Here is a 24,990-nt window from a genome sequence, read left to right on the forward strand (position 1 = left end):
GTGGCGACGTCCGTGCGCAGATATTTTAGGATTGAAACAGTTGGGCCGCTCCCTACACTGCGGCCCAAATCCGGAGCCTGAAAAGAGGCTTCGGGCCCTCGCCACATGCCAAGGAGTTGCCCTGTGACCGATCCCGTACGCTATTCCGTTCAGGACGGCATTGCCGTGATCGCGGTCGACAATCCGCCGGTCAATGCCCTGTCGCAGGCGGTGCGGGCCGGCCTTGCGCAGGCCGTCGTGCGGCTGGCCGGCGACGATCAGGCGCGCGCGGGCGTGATCTACGGCGCCGGGCGCACCTTCATCGCCGGCGCGGATATTCGCGAGTTCGGCAAGCCGATGGCCGAGCCCTTCCTGCCGGATGTGATCGCGGCCATCGAGGCCTGCGAGAAGCCGGTGGTGGCGGCGCTGCACGGCACCGCGCTCGGCGGCGGGCTCGAAGTCGCCCTCGGCTGTCATGCCCGCGTGGCGCTGGCCTCGGCCAAGGTCGGCTTGCCGGAAGTGACGCTCGGCATCCTGCCCGGCGCGGGCGGAACGCAGCGCCTGCCGCGCATTGCGGGCGCTGCCGCCGCACTCGACCTGATCACCAGCGGCCGCCATGTGGCCGCGATGGAGGCCCTGAAGCTCGGCATTATCGATGCTGTCGTCGACGGGGACGACCCGCTGGCGGCCGGCCTTGCCCATGCCCGCCGCCTTGCCGAGGGGGATGCGACCGGCCGGCGCTCCGACGAGATCGATCCGGGCGCGAAGGACGAGGCACTGTTCGCCGACTGGCGCGCGAAGACGAAAAAGTCGGCGCGCGGGCAGATGTCGCCGCTGGTGGCCATCGACGCCATCGAAGCGGCCTACGACCTGCCGTTCGCCGAGGGAATGGCGCGCGAACGCGAGCTCTTCAAGGAGCTGATGACTTCCGACCAGCGGGCCGGCCTGATCCATGCCTTCTTCGCCGAGCGGGCGGTCGCCAAGATCCCGGAAGCGAAGGCGGCGAGCCCGCGCGAGGTCGCCTCGATCGGTGTCATCGGCGGCGGCACGATGGGGTCCGGCATTGCGGTCGCGGCGCTGAATGCGGGCCTCCCGGTGACGCTGGTGGAGCGGGACGAGGCGAGCGTGGAGCGCGCCCGCGGCATCGTTTCCAAGCTGCTGGACGACGGCGTGCGGCGCGGCAAGCTGAGCGAGGCGCGGCGCGACCAGATCCTGTCGCGTGACTTCTCCACCGCGACGGATTATTCGGCGCTCGCCGAGCCCGATCTCGTTATCGAGGCGGTGTTCGAGGACATGGACGTCAAGAAGGACGTGTTTAGGCGGCTCGACGGCATCGCCAAGGTAGGGGCGATCCTTGCCACCAACACGTCCTATCTCGACGTCAACGAGATTGCAGCGGTGACCTCGCGGCCGCAGGACGTGATCGGCTTCCACTTCTTCTCGCCGGCCCATGTCATGCGCCTGCTCGAGGTGGTGGTCGCGGACAAGACGGCAGCGGATGTGGTCGCCACCGGCTTCGCGCTGGCGAAGAAGCTGCGCAAGGTGGCGGTGCGCGCCGGCGTGTGCGACGGCTTCATCGGCAACCGGCTGCTCAACACCTATCGCAAGGCGGCCGACTACATGGTCGAGGACGGGGCGAGCCCCTACCAGATCGATGCCGCGCTGGTTGCCTTCGGTTTCCCGATGGGCCCCTTCGCCGTCAGCGATCTTGCCGGCCTCGATATCGCCTGGGCAGGGCGCAAGCGGCGGGCGGCGACACGCGATCCGCGCGAGCGCACAGTGGGGATCGCGGACCGGATCTGCGAGCGCGGCTGGTTCGGCCAGAAGACCGGCCGGGGCTACTATCTCTACGAGCCGGGTGTCCGGCGCGGCAGTCCGGACCCGGAGGTGGAGGCGATCATCGCAGCCGAGCGCGAGGCCAAGGGCATCGTGCCGCGCAGCTTCACCGACGAGGAGATCGTCTCGCGCTACATGGCGGCGATGATCAACGAGGCGGCGAAGATCGTCGAGGAAGGCATCGCGCTGCGCCCGCTCGATGTCGACGTGACCATGCTCGCCGGCTACGGCTTCCCGCGCTGGCGCGGCGGGCCGATGCACTATGCCGACAGGCTCGGTCTCGACACCGTGCTTGCCGAGTTACGCCGCCTGAGCACGGAAGACGCGTTCTTCTGGGAGCCGGCACCGCTCCTGCTTCGCCTTGCGGAAGACGGAAAGACCTTCGCCCGGCTCAACGAGCGCGATTGAGCCTTCCCTTCCTGGTGCCGGCTTGCTGCGCTGCCAGATCGATTGCCGTCTTTGCCGAAGCCGGGTCTCCATGAGGCCCGGCTTTTTTTCGGGCGCGGCGCGCGATCTCCCGGAAAATGTTTATTATCATATGGCTGTTTATTTCGGGCAGCGAAGGATTGATCCTGTCGAGTTGATAAAGAATTGCGAAGCAAGGCGGTGTTTTACGCCCCCTTCGCGCGTATTCAGTGCTGCAATGCAAGGAATGCATGTGGCTTTGCAGCAACGAATTGTCTTGCTTTGTTTAGTTATAGTTCTCCTACTAAACACTGCGGTAAACATCCGGACAACGGATGTCGCTCTCGCGGGAGGCGGGTGCGGCCGGCGGCCGTCTGGAGGGGCGGTTCCGACAAAAGTGCCGCGTGAAGTTTGGGAGGATCACGTGAACGGATATCGGAAGACATGGGCTGCCGTTTTGTGCGGGACGATGCTTGGCGGGTTCGCCTCGACATCGGCGCAGGCGGAAGACATCACCCTGTGCTGGGCCGCCTGGGACCCGGCCAACGCGCTGGTCGAGCTGTCCAAGGACTTCACCGCCGAGACAGGTATCGGCATGAAGTTCGAGTTCGTGCCCTGGCCGAATTTCGCCGACCGTATGCTCAACGAGTTGAACTCGGGCGGCAAGCTCTGCGATCTCCTGATCGGCGACAGCCAGTGGATCGGCGGCGGTGCGGAGAATGGCCATTACGTCAAGCTGAACGACTTCTTCGAGGCCGAAGGCATCAGCATGGACGATTTCGCTCCGGCGACCGTCTATGCCTACTCGACCTGGCCGAAGGGCACCCCGAACTACTGGGCGCTGCCGGCGATGGGCGATGCCAATGCCTGGTTCTATCGCAAGGACTGGTTCTCCAAGCCGGAGATCCAGGAAGCGTTCAAGGCGGAGTACGGACGGGATCTCGCCCCGCCGCAGACGCAGCGCGAGCTGATGGAGATCGCCAAGTTCTTCCAGGGCCGCGAGATCGACGGGCAGACGCGCTACGGTATCAACATCTTCACCGAGCGCGGTTCCGAAGGCATCACCATGGGTGCGACCGGCGCGCTCTATGCTTGGGGTTTCAAGTACGAGAACACGCCGGGCAAGTACGACATGGAAGGCGCGGTGAACTCGCCCGAGGCAGTGGAGGCGCTGGAGTTCTACAAGGAGCTCTACAAGTGCTGCACGGCGCCGGGCTATACCGACAGCTACATGCAGGAGAGCCTCGACAGCTTCAAGTCCGGCCAGGTGGCGATGGCGATGAACTGGTTCGCCTTCTTCCCCGGCCTTTATAAGGACGAGCAGGTCGGTGGCGACAAGATCGGCTTCTTCGTCAATCCGAAGCAGAACGTGGAGGCCTCGACGCTGGGCGGCCAGGGCATCTCGGTGATCTCCTATTCGGAGAAGAAGGACGAGGCGCTCAAGTACATCAAGTGGTTCGCCCAGCCTGCGGTGCAGGCCAAGTGGTGGTCGCTCGGCGGCTACTCCGCCCACAATTCGGTGCTGAACGATCCCGGCTTCAAGGACAGCCAGCCCTTTGCGGCCGACTTCCTGAAGGCGATGGGCGCGGTACAGGACTTCTGGCAGGAGCCGGCCTATGCCGAATTGCTGCTGGCCATGCAGAAGCGCCTGCACGACTACATCGTTGCCGATCAGGGCACGGCCCAGGAAGCGCTGGACAAGCTGATCGAGGACTGGACCGAGACCTTCGAGGACGAAGGCAAGCTCTAGACCTTTCGGAAGCACCTTCCCGCAGCACGCCGCGGCGGGAAGGCCGGACGGCGGACGGATCCGCCCGGATCCGCATCCGCCGCCCGGTCCGGCAGGAGGCCAGGCGGCACACCGCCTCGCGTGCCTGTCGCGCCCGTCACGTCCTGCAAGCCCAGTCCGGCAAGCCAAGGCGCCTGCCGCCGACCATGCGGAACCCGACCATGTCTCAAACGCAGATCAGCCAGCGTGCCGCCGACCGGCTCGCCCGCAGCACGCCGCCCGGCATTGCCCGCAAGGTGCGCGGCCTGTCGGACAAGGCGATTGCCTGGCTCTTCATCGCACCGACCATCGTGCTGCTGCTGGCGATCAACGTCTTCCCGCTGATCTGGACGGTCTACCTGTCCTTCACAGACTATCGCGCCAACCGGCTCAACCGCGCGGTGGAGTGGGTAGGTCTGCGCAATTACGAGCGGGTGCTGACGGATGCGGACATCTGGCACAACATGCTGGTGACCGCGCATTTCCTGTTCTGGACGATGTTCTTCCAGGTGCTGATCGGCTTCGCGCTGGCCTGGCTGATCAACAAGAATTTCCGCGGTCACGGCGTGTGGACGACGATCATCCTGTTGCCGATGATGCTGTCGCCGGCCGTCGTCGGCAACTTCTGGACCTTCCTGTACCAGCCGCAGATCGGCCTGTTCAACTACGTCATCAGTTTCTTCACCGGAGCCGACCCCTCGTCCTTCCAGATGATCGGCAGCGTCAATCTGGCGCCCTGGGCCATCGTCATCGTCGATACCTGGATGTGGACGCCCTACACGATGCTGATCTGCCTCGCCGGCCTGCGCTCGATCCCCGACTACATCTACGAGGCGGCCGAGGTCGACAGGGCCGGACCCTTCCGCACCTTCTGGTCTATCACCCTGCCGATGGTGATGCCGTTCCTGATGCTCGCGGTGCTGTTCCGATCGATCGAGAACTTCAAGATGTTCGATCTGGTCGTCGAGCTGACTTCCGGCGGTCCCGGTTCGGTCACTGAACTCGCCTCGATCAATCTCAAGCGCGAGGCGTTCGAGAAGTGGCGGACAGGCCTGTCCTCCGCCTTCGCGATTATTCTCTTCGTCACGGTGTTCGGCGCGGCCAACATCTACGTCAAGGCTCTCAACACGGTGAAGAGCAGATGAGCACCTCTACCGCCCATTCGGTCGTGGAGCCGAGCCGCCTGACGCGGACCGTCGCCGGAACGCTGGTGATCGTCTACGCGCTGGTGACGATGGTGCCGCTGGCCTGGATCTTCCTGACCGGCTTCAAGACGCCGCCGGACTCGATCTCCTATCCGCCGAAGGTCGTCTTCGAGCCCTCGCTGGAAGGCTATGTGAACCTGTTCACGACCCGCACGCGCCAGACTCCGGAATACATGGAGAGCCTGCCGCCGCCGCAGACCTGGTACGAGGAACTTGTGCGCTCGCGGCAGATGGTGATTGCCGGCCCGTCCAAATTCGGCGAGCGGTTCCTCAACTCGGTGATCATCGGCTTCGGCTCGACCTTCCTGTCGGTCTTCCTCGGGACGCTCGCCGCCTATGCCTTCTCGCGGTTCCGCGTGCCGCTGGCCGATGATCTGCTTTTCTTCATCCTGTCGACGCGGATGATGCCGCCGATCGCGGTCGCAATCCCGATCTTCCTCATGTACCGGACGCTGGGCCTGTCCGACACGCATCTGGGCATGATCATCCTCTACACGGCGGTCAACGTGTCGCTCTCCGTCTGGCTGCTGAAGGGTTTCGTCGACGAGATCCCGCGCGAATACGAGGAGGCGGCGCTGATCGACGGCTATACGCGCCTCCAGGCCTTCGTGAAGGTGGTGCTGCCGCAGATGTCGACAGGTATCGCTGCGACGGCGATCTTCTGCCTGATCTTCGCCTGGAACGAATATGCCTTCGCGCTGTTGCTGACTTCCGGCACCGCGCAGACGGCGCCGCCCTTCATCCCGACGATCATCGGCGAGGGCGGGCTCGACTGGCCGGCCATCGGCGCGGGCGTCACCCTGTTCCTGCTTCCCGTGCTCGTTTTCACCATCCTCCTGCGCAAGCATCTGCTCAGGGGCATCACCTTCGGAGCGGTGCGCAAATGACCGGGTCACAGCCAACCAAGCCGGCGGCCGAAAGCGGCCTGGAGGCGGCGCGCGCTCGCATCGCCCACCAGCGGGCACATCCGCCGGGGCGCGAAAGGGCGGGAACTGCGACGGCCGGGTCGTCCGGGCCGCGGATTTTCCGTCGGGGGCCGTGGGAGCTGCTGGCGACGGTGCTGATCGGCCTCGGCGTGGTGATGCTGATGCAGCCCTTCGCCCTAGCGCTTTTCACCTATTCCTTCGTCACGATCCTGACCGGCACCGTGATGTTCATCGTCGTCAGCCACTTTCCGGAATAGTCAGCCATGGCGGAGATCAGGGTCGAAGCCCTCAGGAAAAATTTCGGCGACTTCACCGCGGTGAAGAATTCCGATTTCACCGTGGCGGACGGCGAGTTCTTCGTCATGCTCGGCCCGTCGGGCTGCGGCAAGACGACGACGCTGCGGATGATCGCGGGGCTGGAGCTGCCGACCTCCGGGCGGATCTTCCTCGGCGGCGAGGATGTCACGTTCAACCGCGCCTCGCATCGCGACATCGCCTTCGTGTTTCAGCTTTTCGCGCTCTATCCGCACATGAACGTGCGGCGGAACATGGCATTTCCGCTGATCTGCCAGGGCATGCCGCGACAGGAGATCCGCACTCGGGTGGACGAGACGGCGCGGTTGCTGCGCATCGACCACATCCTCGACCGGCCGGTCTCGGGACTTGCCGGAGGCGACCGCCAGCGGGTGGCGCTGGGCCGGGCCATCGTGCGCCGGCCCAAGGCTTTCATGATGGACGAGCCGCTCGGTACGCTGGACAGCGAATTTCGAGACCTGATGGTGCGCGAGTTGCGCGAGCTCCACAATTCGATCGGGGCGACGACGGTCTATGTCACCCACGACCAGGTGGAAGCGATGGCCATGGCCGACAAGATCGCGGTGATGAACCACGGCGTCATCGAGCAGTTCGGCCACCCGCAGGAAATCTACGACCGCCCGGCCACCATGTTCGTCGCCGACTTCATCGGCTCGCCGCCGATGAACTTTCTCAATGTGGAGGGCGGGCATGCGGCCGGCGATGCCCGGGTCCGCCTCAGCGGGGTAGAGGTCGCCATTCCCGAGCTGCGGGAAGAAGTCGAGGCCGGTGCCCTGGTCGTCGGCATGCGACCCGAGCACGTGCGGTTCGACGATGCCTCGGCGCTGCGGGGCGAGGTGATCGGTGCGGAATATCTCGGCACCACGCAGATCGTTACGCTCCTGCTCGGCACGGCGCGGTTGAAAGCGCGGGTCGCGGCCGACGTGCCGGTGCGCGAGGGGGAGTCTGTCGGCTTGACCTTCGACACTGCACGCCTGTCGCTGTTCGACCGCTCGAGCGGCCGGGCACTGGCGAGCGCGCGCGACGATGCGGGAGCGGTCCTGCGCAACGGGACGGGAGGCTGAGACCATGGCAAGCGTTGCCCTTTCGGGAATTGCCAAGCAGTTCGGTCGCACCCGGGCGGTCGACGATCTCTCGCTCACCATTGCCAGCGGCGAATTCGTGGTCCTGCTCGGGCCGACGGGGGCGGGCAAGACGACGACGCTGCGGCTGATCGCCGGGCTGGAGACGCCGGATCGCGGCTCCATCCATATCGATGGGCAAGACATCACCCGCGTGCCGCCGGCCGGACGGGACGTCGCTTTCGTCTTCCAGCAATATTCGCTCTATCCTCATCTCAGCGTCTTCGACAATCTGGCGTTCCCGCTGCGCTCGCCGGCGCGGCGCGTGCCGGAGGACGAGATCCGGCGCACGGTCGAGACGGTGGCAAGCATGCTGCGCATCGGCCACAAGCTCGGCAACCGCTCCACCCAGCTGTCGGGCGGCGAAATGCAGCGCGTCGCCATCGGCCGGGCCTTGGTGCGCCAGCCCTCGATCTTCCTGATGGACGAGCCGCTCTCCTCGCTGGATGCCAAGCTGCGGGCCGACCTGCGGCTGGAGCTGAAGCGGATCCAGCGCGAGCTCGCAGCAACGATCCTCTATGTCACCCATGACCAGATCGAGGCGATGACCATGGCGGATCGGATCGGCCTCCTGTCGGAGGGGCGGCTGGTGCAGATCGGCACGCCGCGCCAGATCTACGAGGATCCGGACAATGTGTATGTCGCCGCCCGTCTCGGCCAGCCGGCGATCAACGTGCTGCCGATGGGCGTGATCCCGGTAGTGAATGCGCCGGGCGCCGCTTTTTCGCTGGGCGCACGGACCGAGCACTTGCGGATCGAGGTCGCGGATGGGGCAAGCGCCAACGCCCGGCTCGACTGGGTCGAGCATCTGGGCGACCAGAACCATCTCCATATCAGGATCGGCGACTTCCGGCTGACGACGCTGGCGGATCCTGCAAGCCGCCTTGTCGCCGGCGAGGCGATCCGCGTCGAGGCGGTCTCGCCACTCTACTTCGATGAAGACGGAAACCGGATCAGATAGATGAGCGATACGGATCCCCGTTTGCGGGAGATTTTCGAGGCGGTGGCGCAGGCGATCATCGCCCATGCCGACGAGTTGACCGAGCTGGATGCCGCCGTCGGCGACGGCGATCACGGTCACAACATGAAGCGCGGCATGCAGGCCGTGCTGGGTGAGCTGGATGCGTTGAGTGCCAAGCCATGGAACGATGCGCTGAAGGCGGCCGGTATGCAGCTGGTGCTGAAGGTGGGCGGCGCCTCGGGGCCGCTCTACGGCACGTTGTTCATGACGCTCGGCAAGTCGCTGGACATGCCGCCGACGCGCGAGGGCGTTGCCGCCGCGCTGCAGACGGCCATCGAGGCGGTGATGGCGCGCGGCAAGGCGAGCACCGGGCAGAAGACCATGCTCGACGTGCTGGTGCCCGTGTCGGAGGCGCTGGCCGCCGGCCGCTCGCCGGCCGAGGTCGCGGAGGTCGCGCGCAAGGCCTGTGCGGCGACGAAGGACATGCTCGCCACCAAGGGGCGCGCCTCGTTCCTGGGGGAGCGGTCGATCGGTCACATCGATCCCGGCGCCCGGTCGAGCCTGATCATCATCGAGGCGGTTGCTGCACAGCTTGGAGACGTAAAATGAGCAATGTCGGCATCGTCATCGTGTCGCATTCGCCCCTGGTTGCGGAAGGCACCGCCGACATGGTGCGCCAGATGGTCGGCGACGAGGTGCCGCTCGCCTGGTGCGGCGGCGATCCGGACGGAGGCCTCGGCACCAGCGTCGAGGCGATCCTGGCGGCCATCGACAAGGCGTGGTCGGAGGCGGGCGTCGCGATGCTCGTCGATCTCGGCGGGGCCGAGACCAATTCCGAGATGGCTGTCGAGATGCTGCCGCCCGAACGCGGCGGCAAGGTGGTGGTGTGCAACGCGCCGATCGTCGAGGGCGCGGTGATCGCCGCGACCGAGGCTTCGGGCGGTGCGTCGCTGCAGGAGGTTCGCCGGACCGCGGAAGAGCTTTCGGCGCTGTGAGGACAATGGAAATGAGCGAAGTGGCGCTGACCGCCGAGGTCCTGCTGGAACACGAAGTCGGGCTGCATGCCCGTCCGTCGGTGAAGCTGACCAAGCTGGCCAAGACCTTTCAGTCGCGCATCGAGGTGAGCTCGGGGCCGGACGGTCCTTGGATCGATGCCAAGAGCATCGTCAAGGTGATGGCGGCGCGGGCGCCGAAGGGTACCGTCCTGCATTTTCGCGCTGCCGGCGAGGATGCGCGCACCGCGCTCGACGCGCTGGTGGCGCTGGTGCGCAACGACTTCGAGACCGGAGCCGCGGGCGAGGCGGAGTGAGGGTATGACAGGAGCGCCAGCACCGGGACCGGAGCTTGTCGGCAGAGCGGCCTCTCCCGGCCTTGCGGCCGGTCCCGTCGTGGTGGTCGACAGAGTCGTGGCGGGGACGCGTCCGGCAGGCGATCCGGACGCGGAAGCCGCGCGCCTGTTACAGGCGCTGGAGACGGCCTCGGCGCAGATCGCAGGCCTGATGGAGACGGTCGACGCGGAAGCGGCGGAAATGCTCGAGTTCCAGCTGGCGATGCTGGAAGACGAGGAACTGACCGCGCCGGCCCGCGCGGCGATTGCCGGCGGGGCCTCGGCAGCTGCCGCCTTTGCTGGGGCTCTCGATGCCGCAATTGCCGATTATCGAGCCTCGGACGACGAGTATTTCCGCGCCCGCTCCGCCGACCTTGCCGATATCCGCGAGCGGGTGCTGAGGGCGCTGTCGGGCGAGGAGGGCGCGGCCGTAGCCGCAGCGGGCGCGGTTCTTGTGGGCACCGATCTCACGCCGACGCGCTTCCTGGAGACGGACTGGTCCGCCGGTGGCGGCATCGTCCTTGCGGAAGGCAGCCCCTCCAGCCATGTGGCGATGCTGGCGCGGGCACGCGGTGTGCCGATGGTGACGGGGCTCGGCGCCTTCGACACGAGCGACCTCAAGGAGGCGCTGGTCGACGGCGACAGCGGCCGCGTCCGCTTCAATCCGGACGAGGTGGCGCGCCGGCAGCATGCCTCGCTGGCACAGGCGCTTGCCCGGGAGGCGGAGGCAGCGAAAACCTATCTTGGCAGGCCGGCAGTGACGGCCTGCGGCGTGCCGGTCTCGGTGATGATCAACGTTGCGGCGCCAGCGGAGATCGACACGCTCGATCCCGCCCATTGCGACGGCATCGGCCTGATGCGGACCGAGTTTCTCTTTCACGGCCCCGGCGGTCTGCCGGACGAGGACAGCCAGTACCGCGCCTATCGCAAGGTGCTGGAATGGGCCGGCGGGCGCAGCGTCACCATCCGCACGCTGGACGCCGGCGGCGACAAGCCGGTGCCCGGCCTGACGGTCGAGGAGAGCAACCCGTTCCTCGGATGCCGGGGAATCCGGCTGTCTCTGCGGCGGCCGGATGTCTTTCGCGTCCAGTTGCGGGCGCTGGCGCGCGCGGGGTGCCACGGCAATCTGCAGGTGATGCTGCCGATGGTCTCCGTGCCGGAGGAGATCGCGGAGGCGGCGCGGCTGCTGGACGGGTGCGTCGCCGAGCTTCGTTCCGAGGGATACGAGGCGGTACGACCGCCGCTCGGCATCATGGTCGAGGTGCCGGCCGTCGCGGTGACGCCCGAGCGCTTCGCTGCGGCTGCGTTCTTCTCCATCGGCTCCAACGATCTGACGCAATACGTGCTGGCCGCGGGGCGGGATTCGCCGGACGTGGCGGCGCTCGGACGGGCCGACGACCCGGCGGTGCTGGCGCTTGTCGCCTCGACCTTGCGAGGCGGCGCGACGGCGGGCTTGCCGGTCGGCCTGTGCGGCGACGCGGGCAGCGACCTCGCCGTTTTGCCCAAGCTGCTCGCCTGCGGGCTGCGGCGGGTGTCGGTCGCCCCGGCGGCCCTTGCCAGGGTCAAGGCGGCGATTGCCGGAATGCGGCTTGGCGACGATGGCTAGACCGCCCGAGACCCCGGCGCCCGAGAGCGCGCAACTGGTAGCCGTCTACAAAGCGGTACTGCAGAAGGTGCTGGACAAGCGCCCCTCGGGGACGCGGCAGCGGATCGCCGCCGTGCTGGGCAAGAACCGGAGCTTCGTCTCGCAGATCACCAACCCGGCCTATTCGACGCCGATCCCGGCGGCGCATATCGAGCCGATCCTCGAGGTCTGCCACTTCTCGCCGCGCGAGCGCGAGGCTTTCCTGGAAGCCTATGCGGTGGCGCACCCCCGACGCCAGTCGCTGGCCGACCGGGGGCCGAAGCTGAGGGCGCGAACGCTGCTGCTGCCCGATCTCGGCGACCCGGAACGCAACCGGCGGCTGGACGTCCTGCTCGACAACGTCATTCGCGACCTCGCCGACCTGCTGGAGGAGGATGGCGACGAGGCCGCGACCCAATAAGCCTTTCGGGAGGAAGCGATGAAGAAGCTGATCAATTCCGTCGACACCGTGCTTACCGACAGCCTCAACGGGTTCTGCCGGGCGCATCGCGACATTCTCGTTGCCGGCGAAGAGCTGAAATTCGTCCGCCGCAAGGACCTTAAAGCCGGCAAGGTGGCGCTGGTCTCCGGCGGCGGATCGGGCCACGAGCCGCTGCATGGCGGGTTGGTGGGCCATGGCATGCTGGATGCGGCCTGTCCGGGCCAGGTGTTCACCTCGCCGACGCCGGACCAGATGCTGGCGGCGGTCGAGGCGGTGGATACCGGTGCCGGTGCCCTCTTTATCGTGAAGAACTACGAGGGCGACGTCATGAACTTCGAGATGGCGGCCGAGATGGCTTCCGGTGAGGTCGCCACCGTTCTGACCAATGATGACGTTGCCGTCGAGGACTCGCTCTACACGACCGGCCGGCGCGGCGTCGCCGGCACGCTGGTGGTGGAGAAGATCGTCGGGGCCGCGGCCGAGGAGGGGCGCGATCTCGCGGCGCTGAAGGCCTTGGGCGACAAGGTCAATGCCCGCACCCGGTCCATGGGCGTGGCGTTGACAAGCTGCACGGTGCCGGCCGCTGGCAAGCCGATGTTCGAGATCGGCGAGGACGAGATGGAGATGGGCGTCGGCATTCACGGGGAGCCGGGGCGTCGCCGCGTCAAGCTGGCCAGCGCAGACGACATCGCCGCCGAGATGATCGGTGCCATCCTCAAGGATCTCGGCGATGCGGCGCGCGGCGAGGTGCTGCTCTTCGTCAACGGCTTCGGCGCGACACCGGCGATGGAGCTCTACGTCATGTACGACGCGGCGGCGGGCAAGGTGGAGGCCGCGGGCCTGTCCATCGCCCGCTCGCTGGTCGGCAATTACGTGACGTCGCTGGACATGGCGGGCTGTTCGCTGACGGTCACGGTGTTGGACGAGGAGTTGAAGGCACTCTGGGACGCACCGGTTCATACGGCCGCGCTGCGCTGGGGGATGTGAGGCGCAAGAGCTGCGAGAGCGGGTTTCGGGCGGGCACGATCACAAGCGACAAGGCCACAAGACGGGAGGAGACGAGACGATGAAGACGATGAAAGGACCGGGGATTTTCCTGGCACAGTTCGCCGGTGACACGGCGCCCTTCAACTCATTGGGCGAGATTGCCGGCTGGGCCGCCTCGCTCGGCTACAAGGGCGTGCAGATGCCCACTTGGGACGGGCGGTTGTTCGATCTCGACAAGGCGGCCGACAGCCAGGACTATTGCGATGAGGTCGCCGGCATCTGCCGGGAGGCGGGCGTCGAGATCACCGAGCTTTCCACCCACCTGCAGGGCCAGCTGGTTGCCGTGAACCCCGCCTATGACGCGGCCTTCGACGGTTTTGCCGCGCCGCATGTGCGCGGCAATCCGAAGGCGCGGCAGGAATGGGCGACCGACCAGATGCACAAGGCGGCCAAAGCCTCTCGCCGGCTCGGCCTCGGCGCGAGCGTCTCGTTCCCCGGTGCGCTGGCCTGGCCCTATGTCTATCCGTGGCCGCAGCGCCCGGCGGGGCTGGTCGAGACCGCCTTTGCCGAACTGGCCCGCCGCTGGCGCCCGATCCTGGATGCCTATGACGAGGCCGGCGTCGATCTTTGCTACGAGATCCACCCAGGTGAGGACATTTTCGACGGGGCGACTTTCGAAATGTTCCTGGAGGCGGTGGGCGACCATCCGCGCTGCTGCATCAACTACGACCCCTCGCATTTCGTGCTGCAGCAGCTCGACTATCTCGCCTTCATCGACATCTATCATGAGCGGATCAAGGCGTTTCACGTCAAGGATGCGGAGTTCAATCCGGACGGCCGGCAGGGTGTCTATTCCGGCTACCAGTCGTGGGTGAACCGGGCCGCGCGATTCCGGTCGCTCGGCGACGGGCAGGTCGATTTCGCCGGCATCTTCTCCAAGCTTGCGGCCTACGACTACGATTCCTGGGCCGTTCTGGAATGGGAATGCTGCCTCAAGCACCCCGAGGACGGTGCGGCGGAAGGCGCTCCCTTTATCGCCGGTCATATCATTCGGGTGACCGAGAAGGCATTCGACGACTTCGCGGCCGGCGGGGCGGACGAGGCGGCGAACCGGCGCATGCTGGGGATCGACTGACGGCGCTGCGAGAGCGCCAGCAACGGGAGGAAGGCAGCGATGGCGATCGAGGCAGGACAGGAAACACGGGGCGGAGGACGGATCCGCCTCGGCATGGTGGGCGGCGGCGAGGGCGCTTTTATCGGCGGCGTGCACCGCATGGCGGCGCGGCTGGACGGTCAGTTCGAGCTGGTGGCAGGTGCGCTGTCGTCCGACCCGGAGCGGGCAAAGGCGTCGGCTGCTGCGCTCGGCCTGGCGCCCGACCGCAGCTACGGCTCGTTCGCGGAGATGGCCAAGCGCGAGGCGCGGCTGAAGGACGGCATCGAGGCGGTGGCCATCGTCACACCGAACCACATGCACTACCCGGCAGCGCGCGAGTTCCTGAAGCGCGGCATCCACGTCATCTGCGACAAGCCGCTGACCTCAACGATGGCCGATGCGAAGAAGCTTGCGGCGCTCGCCCAGGCCTCCGGCGCTCTCTTCGTGCTCACCCACAACTACACCGGCTACCCGATGATCCGGCAGGCGCGCGAGATGATCGCCGCCGGGGAGCTCGGCACAATCCGTGTGGTGCAGGCGGAATATCCGCAGGACTGGCTGACCGAGCGGCTCGAGGCGAGCGGGCAGAAGCAGGCGGACTGGCGCACCGATCCGCAGCGCTCGGGGGCCGGCGGGTGTGTGGGCGACATCGGCACCCATGCCTACAATCTCGCCTGCTTCGTCTCCGGCCTCGAACTCGCGGAACTGTCCGCCGAGCTGACCACCTTCGTGGAGGGGCGGCGTCTCGACGACAACGTCCAGGTGATGCTGCGCTTCAGGGGCGGTGCGCGCGGCATGCTGTGGGCGAGCCAGGTGGCGCCGGGCAACGAGAACGGTCTGCGCCTGCGCATCTATGGCGAGAAGGGCGGGCTGGAGTGGGAGCAGGAGCAGCCTAACCATCTGTGGTTCACGCCCTTCGGCGAGCCCAAGCGGCTGATCACTCGCGGCGGGGCGGGGGCCGGTGCGGCGGCCGGCCGGATTACCCGCGTGCCGGCCGGCCATCCGGAGGGCTATCTGGAAGGCTTTGCGACGATCTACCAGGAAGCCGCGCATGCGATCCGTGCGGCACGGACCGGCAAGCCGGCGGGGCCTGAGGTGCTCTATCCCGGTATTTCGGACGGGCTTGCCGGCATGGCCTTCATCGATGCCTGTGTGCGGTCCTCGCGCGCGAACGGCCGGTGGATTTCGCTGTAGGGCTGGCCTCGCCCTGGCGGGCCGTCATTCACACTGGCGGCTGATGCGCGCCGGCCCTATGTGAGGACGCAACGCTGCCGAATGGCGCGGGCGGTGCGGTGGAGATCGCCTCTGCCGCGCCGCTCTCGTGCCTGCCCTGGACAAGACCCACCCATGGATTCCCTTACTCAGTTTGTGCTCGGTGCCGCCGTCTCGACCGCCTGCCTCGGCAAGACCCTCGGCCCGCGCAAGGCGGCACTGGTCGGCGGCGTGCTCGGCACATTGCCGGATCTCGATGTCCTGCTGCCCTTTGCCGATCCGGTCGACAGCTTTGTCCTGCATCGCGGGGCGACGCATTCGCTGTTCATCCAGGCACTGGCCGCGCCGGTCTTCGGCGAGGTGCTGGTGCGGCTGTTCCGCTCGTTGCGCCAGCAGCGCCTGCTCGTCTGGCTGACGGTCTATCTCTGCTTTGCCACCCATGCCCTGATCGACGCGATGACGGTCTACGGGACGCGGCTGTTCTGGCCGATCTTCCCGGACCCGGTCGGCGTCGGCTCAATCTTCATCATCGATCCACTCTACACCCTGCCGCTGCTCGTCGTCGCTATCTGGGCCTTGGCCCGGCGCGAGTGGTCGCCTCGGTTCGGACGCGCCAACACCGCTGCGCTGGTGCTCAGCACGGCGTACATGGCGCTGACAGTCGGATTGCAGGCGCATATGGAGGCGCGCGCAAGCCGCCTCTTCGCGGAAGCCGGGATCGTGCCGGACCGGGTCTTCGCCATCGCCGCCCCCTTCAACACGGTGGTGTGGAAGGTGATCGGCATGGAGGACGAACGCTACCACAATCTCTACCTGTCGCTGCTCGATGCGGACGGGCCGCCGACGATCTACACCCACGACCGGGGCGGCAGGTTTGCCGAATGCCTTGCGGCCAATCCCGCCTTTGCCAAGCTCGACTGGTTCAGCCGCGGCTATCTGCGCATCGAGGAACTGGGGAACCGGCTTGTCGTCTCCGACCTGCGCATGGGCCTGACGCCGGCCTATGTCTTCCGCTTTGCCATCGCCGAGCGGGGCGGGGCCGGATATATGCCTATCGTTCCGGAGCGGGACATGTCCCACCGGCGCTCCAGCGAGGGCGATGGCGACTGGCTGCTGGCACGGCTGTGGGGCCGGCCGTTCCTGCGCCCGGCGGAGGCGCAGGCCGCCGAAGCGGTGCTTGCGGAGAAGGAGGCTGCCGACCCTCGCCAGGCCCGCGCCTGCTAACGACTTCGTGCCGCGACGTCACTCTGGGGCGACGCGGATAGGCGTTGAAAGCCCCCTCATAGGGTAGTAACCGGTTGAAAAAGTCTGCATGCGGGAGACATGCGGGCAGCCGGGAAGGACGCTCACGCCATGCAGGGAAGCGAGACCCACGACACGGGCGGTGTCGACAGCAGCTATGCCTGGGCACGGCTGGGGCTTTCCATGTTCCTCGCCACCATCGGCGGGGCTGGCATGTGGTCCGTGGTCGTTGTGCTGCCGGCGGTGGAGCGCGAGTTCGGCGTCGACCGGGCGGATGCCTCGCTGCCCTATACGGCGACCATGATCGGCTTCGCACTCGGCAATCTGTTCATCGGCCGCTTCGTCGACCGCCTCGGCGTCATGGTGCCGCTGGCGCTGGCATCCGTGTTGCTCGGGTCCGGCTTCCTGCTGGCCTCGCAGGCGAGTTCGATCTGGATCTTCACCGTGCTGCAAGGGGCGATGATCGGCTTCGGCTCTGCGGCGACCTTCGGACCCCTGTTGGCGGATGTCTCTCACTGGTTCGCCAAACGGCGTGGCCTCGCCGTCTCCGCGACCGCCTCGGGCAACTATTTTGCCGGAGCGATCTGGCCGCTGGTGCTACAGGCGGCAATGACCGAATACGGCTGGCGTGGGGCCTATATTCTCGCAGGTTGCGTCTGCCTTGCCGTGCTGGTGCCGCTGACCTTCCTGCTGCGGCGACCGGCGCCGCATATGGCCACTGGTGCCCGACATGTCGAGCCGCCGCCGCCGGTGCGCACGACGCCGCTGTCTCCGGGTGCGCTGCAATTCCTGCTGATCCTTGCCGGGCTCGGCTGCTGCGTCGCCATGTCGATGCCGCAGGTGCATATCGTCGCTTACTGTGTCGATCTCGGCTACGGGGTGGCGCGCGGGGCGGAGATGCTCTCCCTGATGCTGGCCGGCGGCATCGCCAGTCGGCTGATCTCCGGCGTGCTGGCCGACAAGATCGGCGGCTTGCGGACATTGCTGATCGGGGCCGTCCTGCAGTGTCTCGCGCTGTTCCTCTACATCCCCTATGACGGGCTCGCCTCGCTCTACCTGGTGTCGCTGATCTTCGGCCTGTCGCAGGGCGGCATCGTCTCCAGCTACGCCATAGTGGTACGTGAATACCTGCCCGCCCGCGAAGCCGGGCGCCGGGTCGGCGCGGTGATCACCGCGACCATCGTCGGCATGGCGCTGGGCGGCTGGATGTCGGGCTGGATCTACGACCTGACGGCGTCCTACCAGGCGGCGTTCCTCAACGGCATTGCCTGGAATATGCTCAACATCGCGGTGATCGTTCTGATCCTGCTGAAGAGCGGGCGTCCACGTCGGTTGGCCGCCGCCGCCTGAGCCGCTGCTATTCCGTCAGTCGGCGGTCTCGCCGGCATGCAGACGCGCGATCAAGGCGAGCGCCTGGCGACGGCAGTTGTGTTCGGCGAGCCAGCCAAGCAATTGTCCTCCCGGAGCCCCGGCAAGCGTCTCGGGCATCACCGAAAGCTCAAAATCCCGAAGCTCGCCGGCAACGGAGACGACTATGCGGCCGTCCTCCATCGCCATGCCTTCGGGCAGGGCGAGCCGATGTTCGCCCTCCTTCCAGACGATGCCGTCGTGACGGCCGGCGGCGCTTCTCGCCGAGACCTTCTCGCTCTCGTTCGCCTGCTTTCGCCAGAGCGTCAACTGGCCCTTGCGGACGCACCGGGGTCCTGAGCTGTCGGTGCTGAGGTCCCATACGCCGGGCGGCGGGGGGATGTCGCCGGCGCCGGCGCGAGCCGCGCCGAGCACCGTGGAACTGGCTTCGGCCGAGCCCACCAGCCGTTTCAGGGCATCCCATCCGGTGGAGGGAGTCTCGCTTTCGCCTGTCTCGCCCGGCGCGGGAACCGTGCCGGAAAACAGCCCCTCCAGCGTGACCATGCGGCCACTGCGCTCGATCAGGGTCAGCCTTGCGCCTTGGGGCAGGTCGATCTGCTGGTCGTCGGCGATTTCGGTCCCGGCGGAATAGCCGCCGGACGCCCCGCTGGCGGCGATGACGACATAGTCGGCCAGTGCTGCGGCCGGGCCGAGGCCGGCGAGCAGGCCGAAGCCGAGGCAAAGGGTGGTCTGGCGCATGGCAGTCCCGGGTCTTGTGTTCGTCCAGTCCTTGCGCCGGCGATCCTTGCGGTGGCGCGCGGTTTTTCTCGTCTGCCTCATTTGCCCTCGAGAACCAGTGTGGCCCCGGTTTCGCCGGCCTGCAAGCGACGAAGGTGCAGCAGCGCTAGCGGATCGTCCGGCCGCAGCCGCAACGAGGCTTCGAAAAGGCTGGCGGCCTCGGCATTGCCGGCGCGCATGGCCGCAAAAGCCTTGCGATAGGCGGATTGCCATGCCGGGTCCCGCTGGCGGGCAGCAAGAGGCTCGAAACAGGGCAGCGGGGTGGTGCGGCCCTTGAGGACGAGATCGGCCGCCGGGCGGCACTCGCTCACCGGGCAGCGGACAGCGACGGTTTCGCTCATCAGGATGCGGGTGCCGAGGAACCGGTTGGCGCCTTCCAGCCGCGCGGCCGTGTTCACCGTGTCGCCGATGCCGGTGTAGTCGAAGAAACGGCTGCCGCCGAAATTGCCGATCACCGCTTCTCCTGTGTGCAAGCCGATCCGGGTCGCGCCGAGATGGATGCCGCGAGCGGTGATCTTGAGGCGGTAACCTTGTGCGAAATCGTCGAGAGCAATGGCAAGGGCGACGGCGTGAACCTCCTGCTCCGGGTCGTCGTCGGGCGCACCGAAAAAGCCGACCACGGCATCGCCGATGATCTTGTCGATGGTTGCCCCGTGCTCGGTCATCAGTCGGCACATCTCGTCGAGATAAGGGTTGAGGATGTCGGTCAGGGCGGAGGGTTCGAGGTGCTCCGACAGACTGGTGAAGCCTTCCAGATCCGTAAAGAGGTAGGTGACCTTGCGCTTCTCGCCGCCGAGTTCCAGCGCCAGCCGCCCGCTGGCGATGCGCTCCACCACTGAGGGGCTGACATAGCGGGAGAAGGCAAGACGCAGGAACGCCCGCTCCGAACGCTCGGTCTGCCATCGCCGCCAGGCGAGCAGGCCGGCGGTGGCAAGCGCTGCAAGAGGAGGGGCGACGAGCGGCGGCAGCCATGTGCCGCTCGAGACGAGCCAGGCGGCAAGGCCCGCATAGGCGGCAAGGCCGACGCCCAGCAGCAGGACCAGCCGGCGCGGGGGGAAGGGCAGCGAGAGCGCCAAGGCGGCAAGGCCGGCAAGCGCCAGGCTCGCCGCGATCCGCAGCCAGGGCGGCGAGGCGGGCAGTGAGAGTCCCGCAAGGCGCTGGGCAAGGATATGTGCGTGAATGATGACGCCGGGAATGGTCCCGGCGGCGCTGCCGCGGCCTGCGACCATCGGCGTCGGGTGCCGGTCGATGGTCGGCAGGTCCGTGCCGACAAGGACGATCTTGCCGGCGAACCAGGCGTCCGGGAGCAGCGGTATGAGGTGCGCGGGATAGAGCGCGAAGGGACCGGGCACGCCGTTCTCCGGTACCTGCGCGCCATTGCCGTAAAGGATGCGGGATCGCGTCCCGCCCCCGTTGCTGCGGTTCGCTGCGACTGCCTCCACCAGAGCCTGCGTGAAGGTGCGTGTGGTCTCGCCGTGTTCGGCCCGCTCTAGCGGCAGGTGGCGGACGACGCCGTCGATTTCGTCGCGCGGCAGGGCGATCAGGCCGTGCCCACGGCTGGCAACGTTCTTGGCGGCGAATGCGGCCTGCCTGTCGGTCAGGCCGTCGGCGCCGGTGGCATAGGCCAGAACGACAGGCACTGAGGCCTCGTCGATAGCGGAGAACAGCGCCTTGTCCTTGTGCGGGAGGCTCGGCTGATCGAGCAGGATGTCGATGCCGACAGCGGCAGCTCCCGCTCCGTCCAGACGCCTCACGAGGCTTGCAAGGAACTCACGGTCGATGGGCGAGCGGTAGGGGAAGGTGGCGAGCGTGTCCTCCGTCACCACGGCGACGACGATCTGAGACAGGGTCTCGCCCGGCGGCGAGGGTGCGAAGGAAACGGCGATGTCGCCGGCAAGCGGGTCGAGCCGGGAGGCCGCGAGCAGGGCGAGCAGCGAGGCAAGGACGACGGCCGCGACCTCCAGCTGCCATCCGCCCCGACGTTCGGGCCGCATCGTCACCTGGGTCTCCCGTGATCTGGCCTGCGGTAGGGTAGTTGCATCATTGGTCGGCGTCGAAGCGCTTCACGCCCGACCGGGTGCCGTCGCGATAGAACAGCTCCACCGAGACGAAGGAGGTGGCGGCGGGAATGTCGATATGGACGGTGGAGCCGGGGCCGGCCTCCGGGATGGCGTGCGGGTTGTCCGGATCGCAGGGACCAGTATCGAAAACCTCGTTCGGGGTGTCGCTGTCGAGGGCATAGCGGACTTCCTGGATCGCGCAGCGATAGCTGATTAGGTGGGTGAAATAGAGCAGCTTGCGCCCGTCCCAGTCGCGGAAGGCAAGCCATCCGGTGCTCAGCCGCTCGAGAATGTCCTTCTGGCCGGCAACGAGCGCATCGCCCGGCATGAAGCTGACAGAGAAGGGCCCCTGCATCTCGCCATGGATGTCGAGATAGCTCACCTCGATGGCGGTGTCGCCGGCATTGCCGGGAAGCTCGAAGGCCGGATAGGGGATCGGCGCGCCGGTCGAGGGGTCGACCGCGCCGTTGACGAAGCCGGTGGAGCGCGGTTCGCCGCCTGGCAGTTTCACGAAGATCTCGCGGGTTCGGTCGGCGATGGCGAGGGTCAGCATCCATCCCTGGTTGGAACGCATGGCGTTGAGGCGCACCGGGTTGGCAAGCGCGGCCGGATTGATGAAGGAGAGGGCGGCAAGGCGGGTCCTGGCGTCCTCTACCTGCTCGGCGGCCATCTGCTGGTCGAGATAGTAGCCAAGGAAGCGGCCGTCCTCGACGGCGGCCATGAAGCGATCGAGGAGATCGCGCTCGCGCGCCTTGTCGGTCGCCGACTGCTGGCCGAGCCGCGTCTGGCTGAAGTCCTGCGACTGGGCATAGAGCGCCGGCGAGAAGTCCGGATAGGCATCCAGGAACGCACTGAGCCGGCGGACGCGCTCGTCGCGCTCCTCCAGCAGGATCTCGGCGAACAGCGTGGTGGGATCGTTCCGTCCCTGCGACAGGGAGCGGTAGATCTCCAGCGCGCCGGTGCGTCCTTCCTGCACCCTCAGCACCGACTGGAAGCGCAGGTGCGGGTCGACCTGCGGCATGCCGAAGGCGAAATATTTGAGGTAGTCCTGCCGCGCACCGGGATAGTCGCCGCGGATCTCCTTGAGCCGGGCGTTGGAGTAGAACTCGTGCGGCTGGGTGGGGGTGTCGACGATCAGCGAACGGCTGGCGAGCTGGGCGAAGAGCTGCCCGATCTTGTCGTCGCCATTACCGGTCTCGGCCTCCTCCAGGCGGGTTTTCGCCAGGGCGGCGAAGGCTCCGTTTGGGAAGCGCTCGAGATAGCTGCGGATCTGGTCGGCCGATCCGCTGTCCTTCACGTCGTTCCACAGTTGCAGCTCGAGCTGGACGTTGGAGCCAAGTGTCGAGCTCGCGACCGCCGCGGACCCGTCGGCCGCCGCATCGGGCACGAAAACGATCTCCGAGGTCAGCGAGGAGTGGTCCCAAGGCACCTGGTCGCCGCCGGTCGCCTCCACCACCCGCAGGCGCACCGCCTTGAAGACGGCCTCGATGCTGCGGCCGGGCACCAGCAGTTCCGCGGCGATGGCCGAGGTATAGGGGCTGTTGAGGCCGGTGCCGTCGGCGGCGGTGCTGCCGGGGGCGGTGGCGAAGGAAATGAAGCTGCCGCGCGGCGTGCTGTTCAGCAGGGCGAGCCCGCCGGCGCCGACGGAGCGGCTGAGCGCGGTGTTTCGGCAGGCGTCGAGAATGACGATATTGGCGCCCTTGTGTGCGTCCTCGACCGCCGACAGAACCCAGTCCACGGCAAGGGCCTCGAATTCCGCATCCACCTCGTCCCGCAGGTCCGCGCCGATGGGGGCCAGATAGTTGCGCCCTCCTGCCTGGAAGCCGTGCCCGGAATAGTAGACCGCCGCGACCGATCCTTCCCCGGCCTCTCCGAGGCGCTGCGTAAAGGCGCGAACGGCCTGTTTCATGGTGCGCAGATCCGCATCGAGCACCGTCTCGACAGCAAAGCCGGCCCGGCGCAAGGTATCGGCGATCAGCGCCGCGTCGTTGACAGGGTTCTTCAGCGGCGTCATTGCATCGCCGGAATAGCTGCCATTGCCGATGACCAGAGCCAGCCGCTCCGCGGCAAGGGCGGATGCAGCGCCGAGCACCTGTGCGATGCCGAGACATGCGATGAGGGCGATGCCCTGCAGGAGGCGCATGAACAGGTTCCTTCTACGGTCGGACGGTGTGAAGTAGCCGCGGGCGCGCTGCCCGTCCAGCCGATAGTGCCTGTCCTTCACCGCCCTGCGATTGCAGCCCAATCCGTCATCGAGGTCAATCAGCACGGCAAAACCCTGCTGATGGGTTGCCCTTGGCGGTGCTTTTTCCCAAGATCCCGGCCGAGGCGAGACGGGAGTGGAACGACATGGGGCTGCGGGTCGGCTTTTCTGGGTATGGAGCGGCGGGACGGTATCTGCATGCACCGCTCGTTGCAGCTGCCGGCATGGAGGTCGCCGCGGTGGCGACTTCTCGCGGCGAGGAGGTGGCGGCAGACTTCCCGCAGGCTGCCGTTGTTCCCGATCTTGCGGCACTGCTGGCCCGGTCCGATATTGATCTGGTCGTCATCGTAACGCCGAACGTGCTGCATGTGCCGCAGGTGCGGGCCGCGCTGGAGGCCGGCCGCCATGTGGTCGTCGACAAGCCGGCGACGCCGACCCGCGCCGAGGCGGAGCAGCTGGCAGCGCTCGCGAGCGAGAAGGGCCTCAAGCTCGCCGTCTATCACAACCGCCGCTGGGACAGCGATTTCCTGACCGCGCGGCGTCTGCTGGAAAGCGGCGAGCTGGGCGAGATCGCGGCGCTGCGCCTGGTGTGGGATCGGTTCCGGCCGCAGGTTGCGGATCGCTGGCGCGACCGGCCGGCGCCCGCCTCCGGCAATCTCTACGATCTCGGCTCCCACCTCATCGACCAGGCGCTGCAGCTGGTCGGCATGCCCGACTGGCTGCAGGCGGATGTCTTCACCCAGCGACAGGGCGGGACGACGGACGACGGCTTCGAGCTGCTGATGGGGCTGGGCCGCATGCGGCTGTCGCTCGGCGTTTCGCTGATTGCTGCCGCACCGCGCGACCGGTTCCGTATCGAGGGAACGGCCGGCCTGTTCCGCAAGCAGGGTCTCGACGTGCAGGAGGACCAGCTGAAGGCCGGCATGACACCTCGCGATCCGCAGTTCGGCCGCGAGCCGGACGTACAGCAGGGCGAGATCGTCGGCCCGGACGGAAGCCGCCGCGCGGTTCCGTGCGAGCGCGGACGCTGGCTGACCTTCTACGAGCGCATGCGGCAGGCCATCGAGACCGACGGGGAAGTCCCGGTGACCATGGCCTCGGCGGCCAAGGTGATCGGCCTGATCGAGGCGGCGCATGCCTCCTCGCGGCTCGGGCGCCGGATCGCGCTCGATCCGGACGGGCGCTGGGCATGAGCGCGGCGCGGCCACCAGGGTTCGTGCATTCCTATCTCGCGGAGCCGGGTTTTCATGCACTCGCCCATCGCGGCGGCGGGCTGGAGAACCCGGAAAACAGCCGGCAGGCCTTTTCCGCCGCAGCCGAACTCGGCTACCGCTATATCGAGATCGATGTCCAAGCCTCGCGCGACGAACGGGTGGTGGTCTTTCACGACGATACTCTGGAGCGGACGACGGACGGGCAAGGGGTTGTCTCCTCGCTGGTCATGTCGGATCTCGCCGGCGTGCGCATGCAGGGCGGCGAGCCGCTGCTGACGCTTGCCGAAGCGCTGGAGAGCTTTCCGGACATGCGCTTCAACATCGACATCAAGACCGACCAAGCCTTGCAGCCGACACTCGACCTGCTGGAGCGCATGGATTGCCTGGAGCGCGTCTGTGTCGCCTCGTTCTCAGATGCGCGGCTGCGGGCGGCCCGCGCCCGTTTCGGCGACAGGGTCTGCCTCAGCAGCGGGCCGCGCGCGGTGACCGCCCTGCGTTTCGGTGCGTGGGGCATGCCGGTGGCCGTGCCCGATGTCGCCTGCGCCCAGATCCCGCTGGCGCAGTACGGCGTTCCGCTGGCAACGCCCGGTTTCGTGAGCCATTGCAACGCCAAGGGCATTGCCGTGCATGTGTGGACCATCGACGAGGAAGCGGAGATGCGCCGGCTGATCCGGATGGGTGTCAACGGCATCGTCACCGACCGGCCGTCGCTGCTCAAACGGGTGGCGGAGGAGGAAGGCGTGTGGCCCGGATCGTCGCCTCTCGATCCCTCGGCCGGGCCCTCCAGCGGCCCGGGTGCTTGATTTCGCCGCATCGCAAGCCGATATCTCAGCCGCCTTAGCATCTGCCGGTCCGGTCCGGCGCG

Annotated in this window: 22 protein-coding genes; 19 read left to right on the top strand and 3 right to left on the bottom strand. The window is 67.2% G+C overall.

The genetic code is table 11. The annotated features are described in order from the left end of the window. Positions 1 to 105: 105 nt before the first annotated feature. The 17 genes from MNI96_RS04670 to MNI96_RS04750 all read left to right on the top strand — a co-directional run bounded on the left by MNI96_RS04670 (position 106) and on the right by MNI96_RS04750 (position 17,853). Complete coding sequence (locus MNI96_RS04670; protein ID WP_502960301.1) at positions 106 to 2,223, top strand: 3-hydroxyacyl-CoA dehydrogenase NAD-binding domain-containing protein; 2,118 nt, start codon at positions 106 to 108, stop codon at positions 2,221 to 2,223. A gap of 466 nt (positions 2,224 to 2,689) precedes the next feature. Next, positions 2,690 to 3,970 carry an extracellular solute-binding protein gene (locus tag MNI96_RS04675; protein ID WP_249691370.1) on the top strand — a complete coding sequence of 427 codons (1,281 nt, stop codon included), beginning with the start codon at positions 2,690 to 2,692 and terminating at the stop codon, positions 3,968 to 3,970. 200 nt (positions 3,971 to 4,170) lie between these two features. Continuing rightward, entirely contained in the window at positions 4,171 to 5,133 is a 963-nt protein-coding gene (locus tag MNI96_RS04680) for a carbohydrate ABC transporter permease (RefSeq protein ID WP_249690799.1), read from the top strand. Beyond that, positions 5,130 to 6,080, top strand: coding sequence for a carbohydrate ABC transporter permease (locus tag MNI96_RS04685; protein ID WP_067218941.1), 951 nt, complete (start codon positions 5,130 to 5,132; stop codon positions 6,078 to 6,080). The genes MNI96_RS04680 and MNI96_RS04685 overlap by 4 nt, the downstream gene beginning before the upstream one ends. Next, positions 6,077 to 6,376 carry a hypothetical protein gene (locus MNI96_RS04690; protein ID WP_249691391.1) on the top strand — a complete coding sequence of 100 codons (300 nt, stop codon included), beginning with the start codon at positions 6,077 to 6,079 and terminating at the stop codon, positions 6,374 to 6,376. The genes MNI96_RS04685 and MNI96_RS04690 overlap by 4 nt, the downstream gene beginning before the upstream one ends. A 6-nt stretch (positions 6,377 to 6,382) precedes the next feature. After that, positions 6,383 to 7,498: an ABC transporter ATP-binding protein gene (locus tag MNI96_RS04695; protein WP_249690800.1), complete on the top strand. Its 1,116-nt coding sequence runs from the start codon at positions 6,383 to 6,385 to the stop codon at positions 7,496 to 7,498. A gap of 4 nt (positions 7,499 to 7,502) precedes the next feature. Continuing rightward, positions 7,503 to 8,516 (top strand): ABC transporter ATP-binding protein, encoded by a 1,014-nt coding sequence (locus MNI96_RS04700; RefSeq protein ID WP_249690805.1) that lies wholly within the window; start codon positions 7,503 to 7,505, stop codon positions 8,514 to 8,516. After that, positions 8,517 to 9,125: a dihydroxyacetone kinase subunit DhaL gene (gene dhaL, locus MNI96_RS04705; protein WP_249690806.1), complete on the top strand. Its 609-nt coding sequence runs from the start codon at positions 8,517 to 8,519 to the stop codon at positions 9,123 to 9,125. After that, positions 9,122 to 9,511, top strand: coding sequence for a dihydroxyacetone kinase phosphoryl donor subunit DhaM (gene dhaM / locus MNI96_RS04710; RefSeq protein WP_249690809.1), 390 nt, complete (start codon positions 9,122 to 9,124; stop codon positions 9,509 to 9,511). The genes dhaL and dhaM overlap by 4 nt, the downstream gene beginning before the upstream one ends. Before the next feature lie 11 nt (positions 9,512 to 9,522). Then, positions 9,523 to 9,825 carry an HPr family phosphocarrier protein gene (locus MNI96_RS04715; RefSeq protein WP_249690811.1) on the top strand — a complete coding sequence of 101 codons (303 nt, stop codon included), beginning with the start codon at positions 9,523 to 9,525 and terminating at the stop codon, positions 9,823 to 9,825. 4 nt (positions 9,826 to 9,829) lie between these two features. Next, a complete protein-coding gene (gene ptsP, locus MNI96_RS04720; RefSeq protein WP_249690813.1) occupies positions 9,830 to 11,449 on the top strand; it encodes a phosphoenolpyruvate--protein phosphotransferase in 1,620 nt (539 codons plus the stop codon). Next, positions 11,442 to 11,888 carry a hypothetical protein gene (locus MNI96_RS04725; RefSeq protein ID WP_249690815.1) on the top strand — a complete coding sequence of 149 codons (447 nt, stop codon included), beginning with the start codon at positions 11,442 to 11,444 and terminating at the stop codon, positions 11,886 to 11,888. The genes ptsP and MNI96_RS04725 overlap by 8 nt, the downstream gene beginning before the upstream one ends. Before the next feature lie 18 nt (positions 11,889 to 11,906). After that, positions 11,907 to 12,896 (top strand): dihydroxyacetone kinase subunit DhaK, encoded by a 990-nt coding sequence (gene dhaK, locus MNI96_RS04730; protein ID WP_249690817.1) that lies wholly within the window; start codon positions 11,907 to 11,909, stop codon positions 12,894 to 12,896. 79 nt (positions 12,897 to 12,975) lie between these two features. Continuing rightward, positions 12,976 to 14,031 carry a sugar phosphate isomerase/epimerase family protein gene (locus MNI96_RS04735; RefSeq protein ID WP_249690820.1) on the top strand — a complete coding sequence of 352 codons (1,056 nt, stop codon included), beginning with the start codon at positions 12,976 to 12,978 and terminating at the stop codon, positions 14,029 to 14,031. 39 nt (positions 14,032 to 14,070) lie between these two features. Then, positions 14,071 to 15,243: a Gfo/Idh/MocA family protein gene (locus MNI96_RS04740; protein WP_249690822.1), complete on the top strand. Its 1,173-nt coding sequence runs from the start codon at positions 14,071 to 14,073 to the stop codon at positions 15,241 to 15,243. Positions 15,244 to 15,396: 153 nt separating this feature from the next. After that, a complete protein-coding gene (locus tag MNI96_RS04745) occupies positions 15,397 to 16,485 on the top strand; it encodes a metal-dependent hydrolase (protein WP_249690824.1) in 1,089 nt (362 codons plus the stop codon). A 129-nt stretch (positions 16,486 to 16,614) separates the two neighbouring features. After that, positions 16,615 to 17,853 carry an MFS transporter gene (locus MNI96_RS04750; protein WP_249690826.1) on the top strand — a complete coding sequence of 413 codons (1,239 nt, stop codon included), beginning with the start codon at positions 16,615 to 16,617 and terminating at the stop codon, positions 17,851 to 17,853. A gap of 15 nt (positions 17,854 to 17,868) precedes the next feature. Here the strand turns inward: MNI96_RS04750 and MNI96_RS04755 are convergent, their stop codons facing one another. The 3 genes from MNI96_RS04755 to MNI96_RS04765 form a co-directional block, all read right to left on the bottom strand. After that, positions 17,869 to 18,609 (bottom strand): hypothetical protein, encoded by a 741-nt coding sequence (locus MNI96_RS04755; RefSeq protein WP_249690828.1) that lies wholly within the window; start codon positions 18,607 to 18,609, stop codon positions 17,869 to 17,871. A 77-nt stretch (positions 18,610 to 18,686) separates the two neighbouring features. Further along, positions 18,687 to 20,642, bottom strand: a complete 1,956-nt coding sequence (locus MNI96_RS04760; protein WP_249691372.1) for an adenylate/guanylate cyclase domain-containing protein — start codon at positions 20,640 to 20,642, stop codon at positions 18,687 to 18,689. 46 nt (positions 20,643 to 20,688) lie between these two features. Next, positions 20,689 to 22,977, bottom strand: a complete 2,289-nt coding sequence (locus MNI96_RS04765; RefSeq protein WP_249690830.1) for a caspase family protein — start codon at positions 22,975 to 22,977, stop codon at positions 20,689 to 20,691. A gap of 32 nt (positions 22,978 to 23,009) precedes the next feature. On the opposite strand from MNI96_RS04765, the gene MNI96_RS04770 reads away from it, so the two are divergent. Together MNI96_RS04770 and MNI96_RS04775 are read left to right on the top strand one after the other, a co-directional pair. After that, positions 23,010 to 24,104, top strand: a complete 1,095-nt coding sequence (locus MNI96_RS04770; protein ID WP_249691373.1) for a Gfo/Idh/MocA family oxidoreductase — start codon at positions 23,010 to 23,012, stop codon at positions 24,102 to 24,104. Further along, complete coding sequence (locus tag MNI96_RS04775; RefSeq protein WP_249690831.1) at positions 24,101 to 24,928, top strand: glycerophosphodiester phosphodiesterase family protein; 828 nt, start codon at positions 24,101 to 24,103, stop codon at positions 24,926 to 24,928. Before MNI96_RS04770 ends, MNI96_RS04775 begins: the two co-directional genes overlap by 4 nt. The last annotated feature ends 62 nt before the right edge of the window (positions 24,929 to 24,990 follow it).

The sequence above is a fragment of the Stappia sp. WLB 29 genome (assembly GCF_023507705.1).
In the GTDB taxonomy this organism is placed as follows: domain Bacteria; phylum Pseudomonadota; class Alphaproteobacteria; order Rhizobiales; family Stappiaceae; genus Stappia.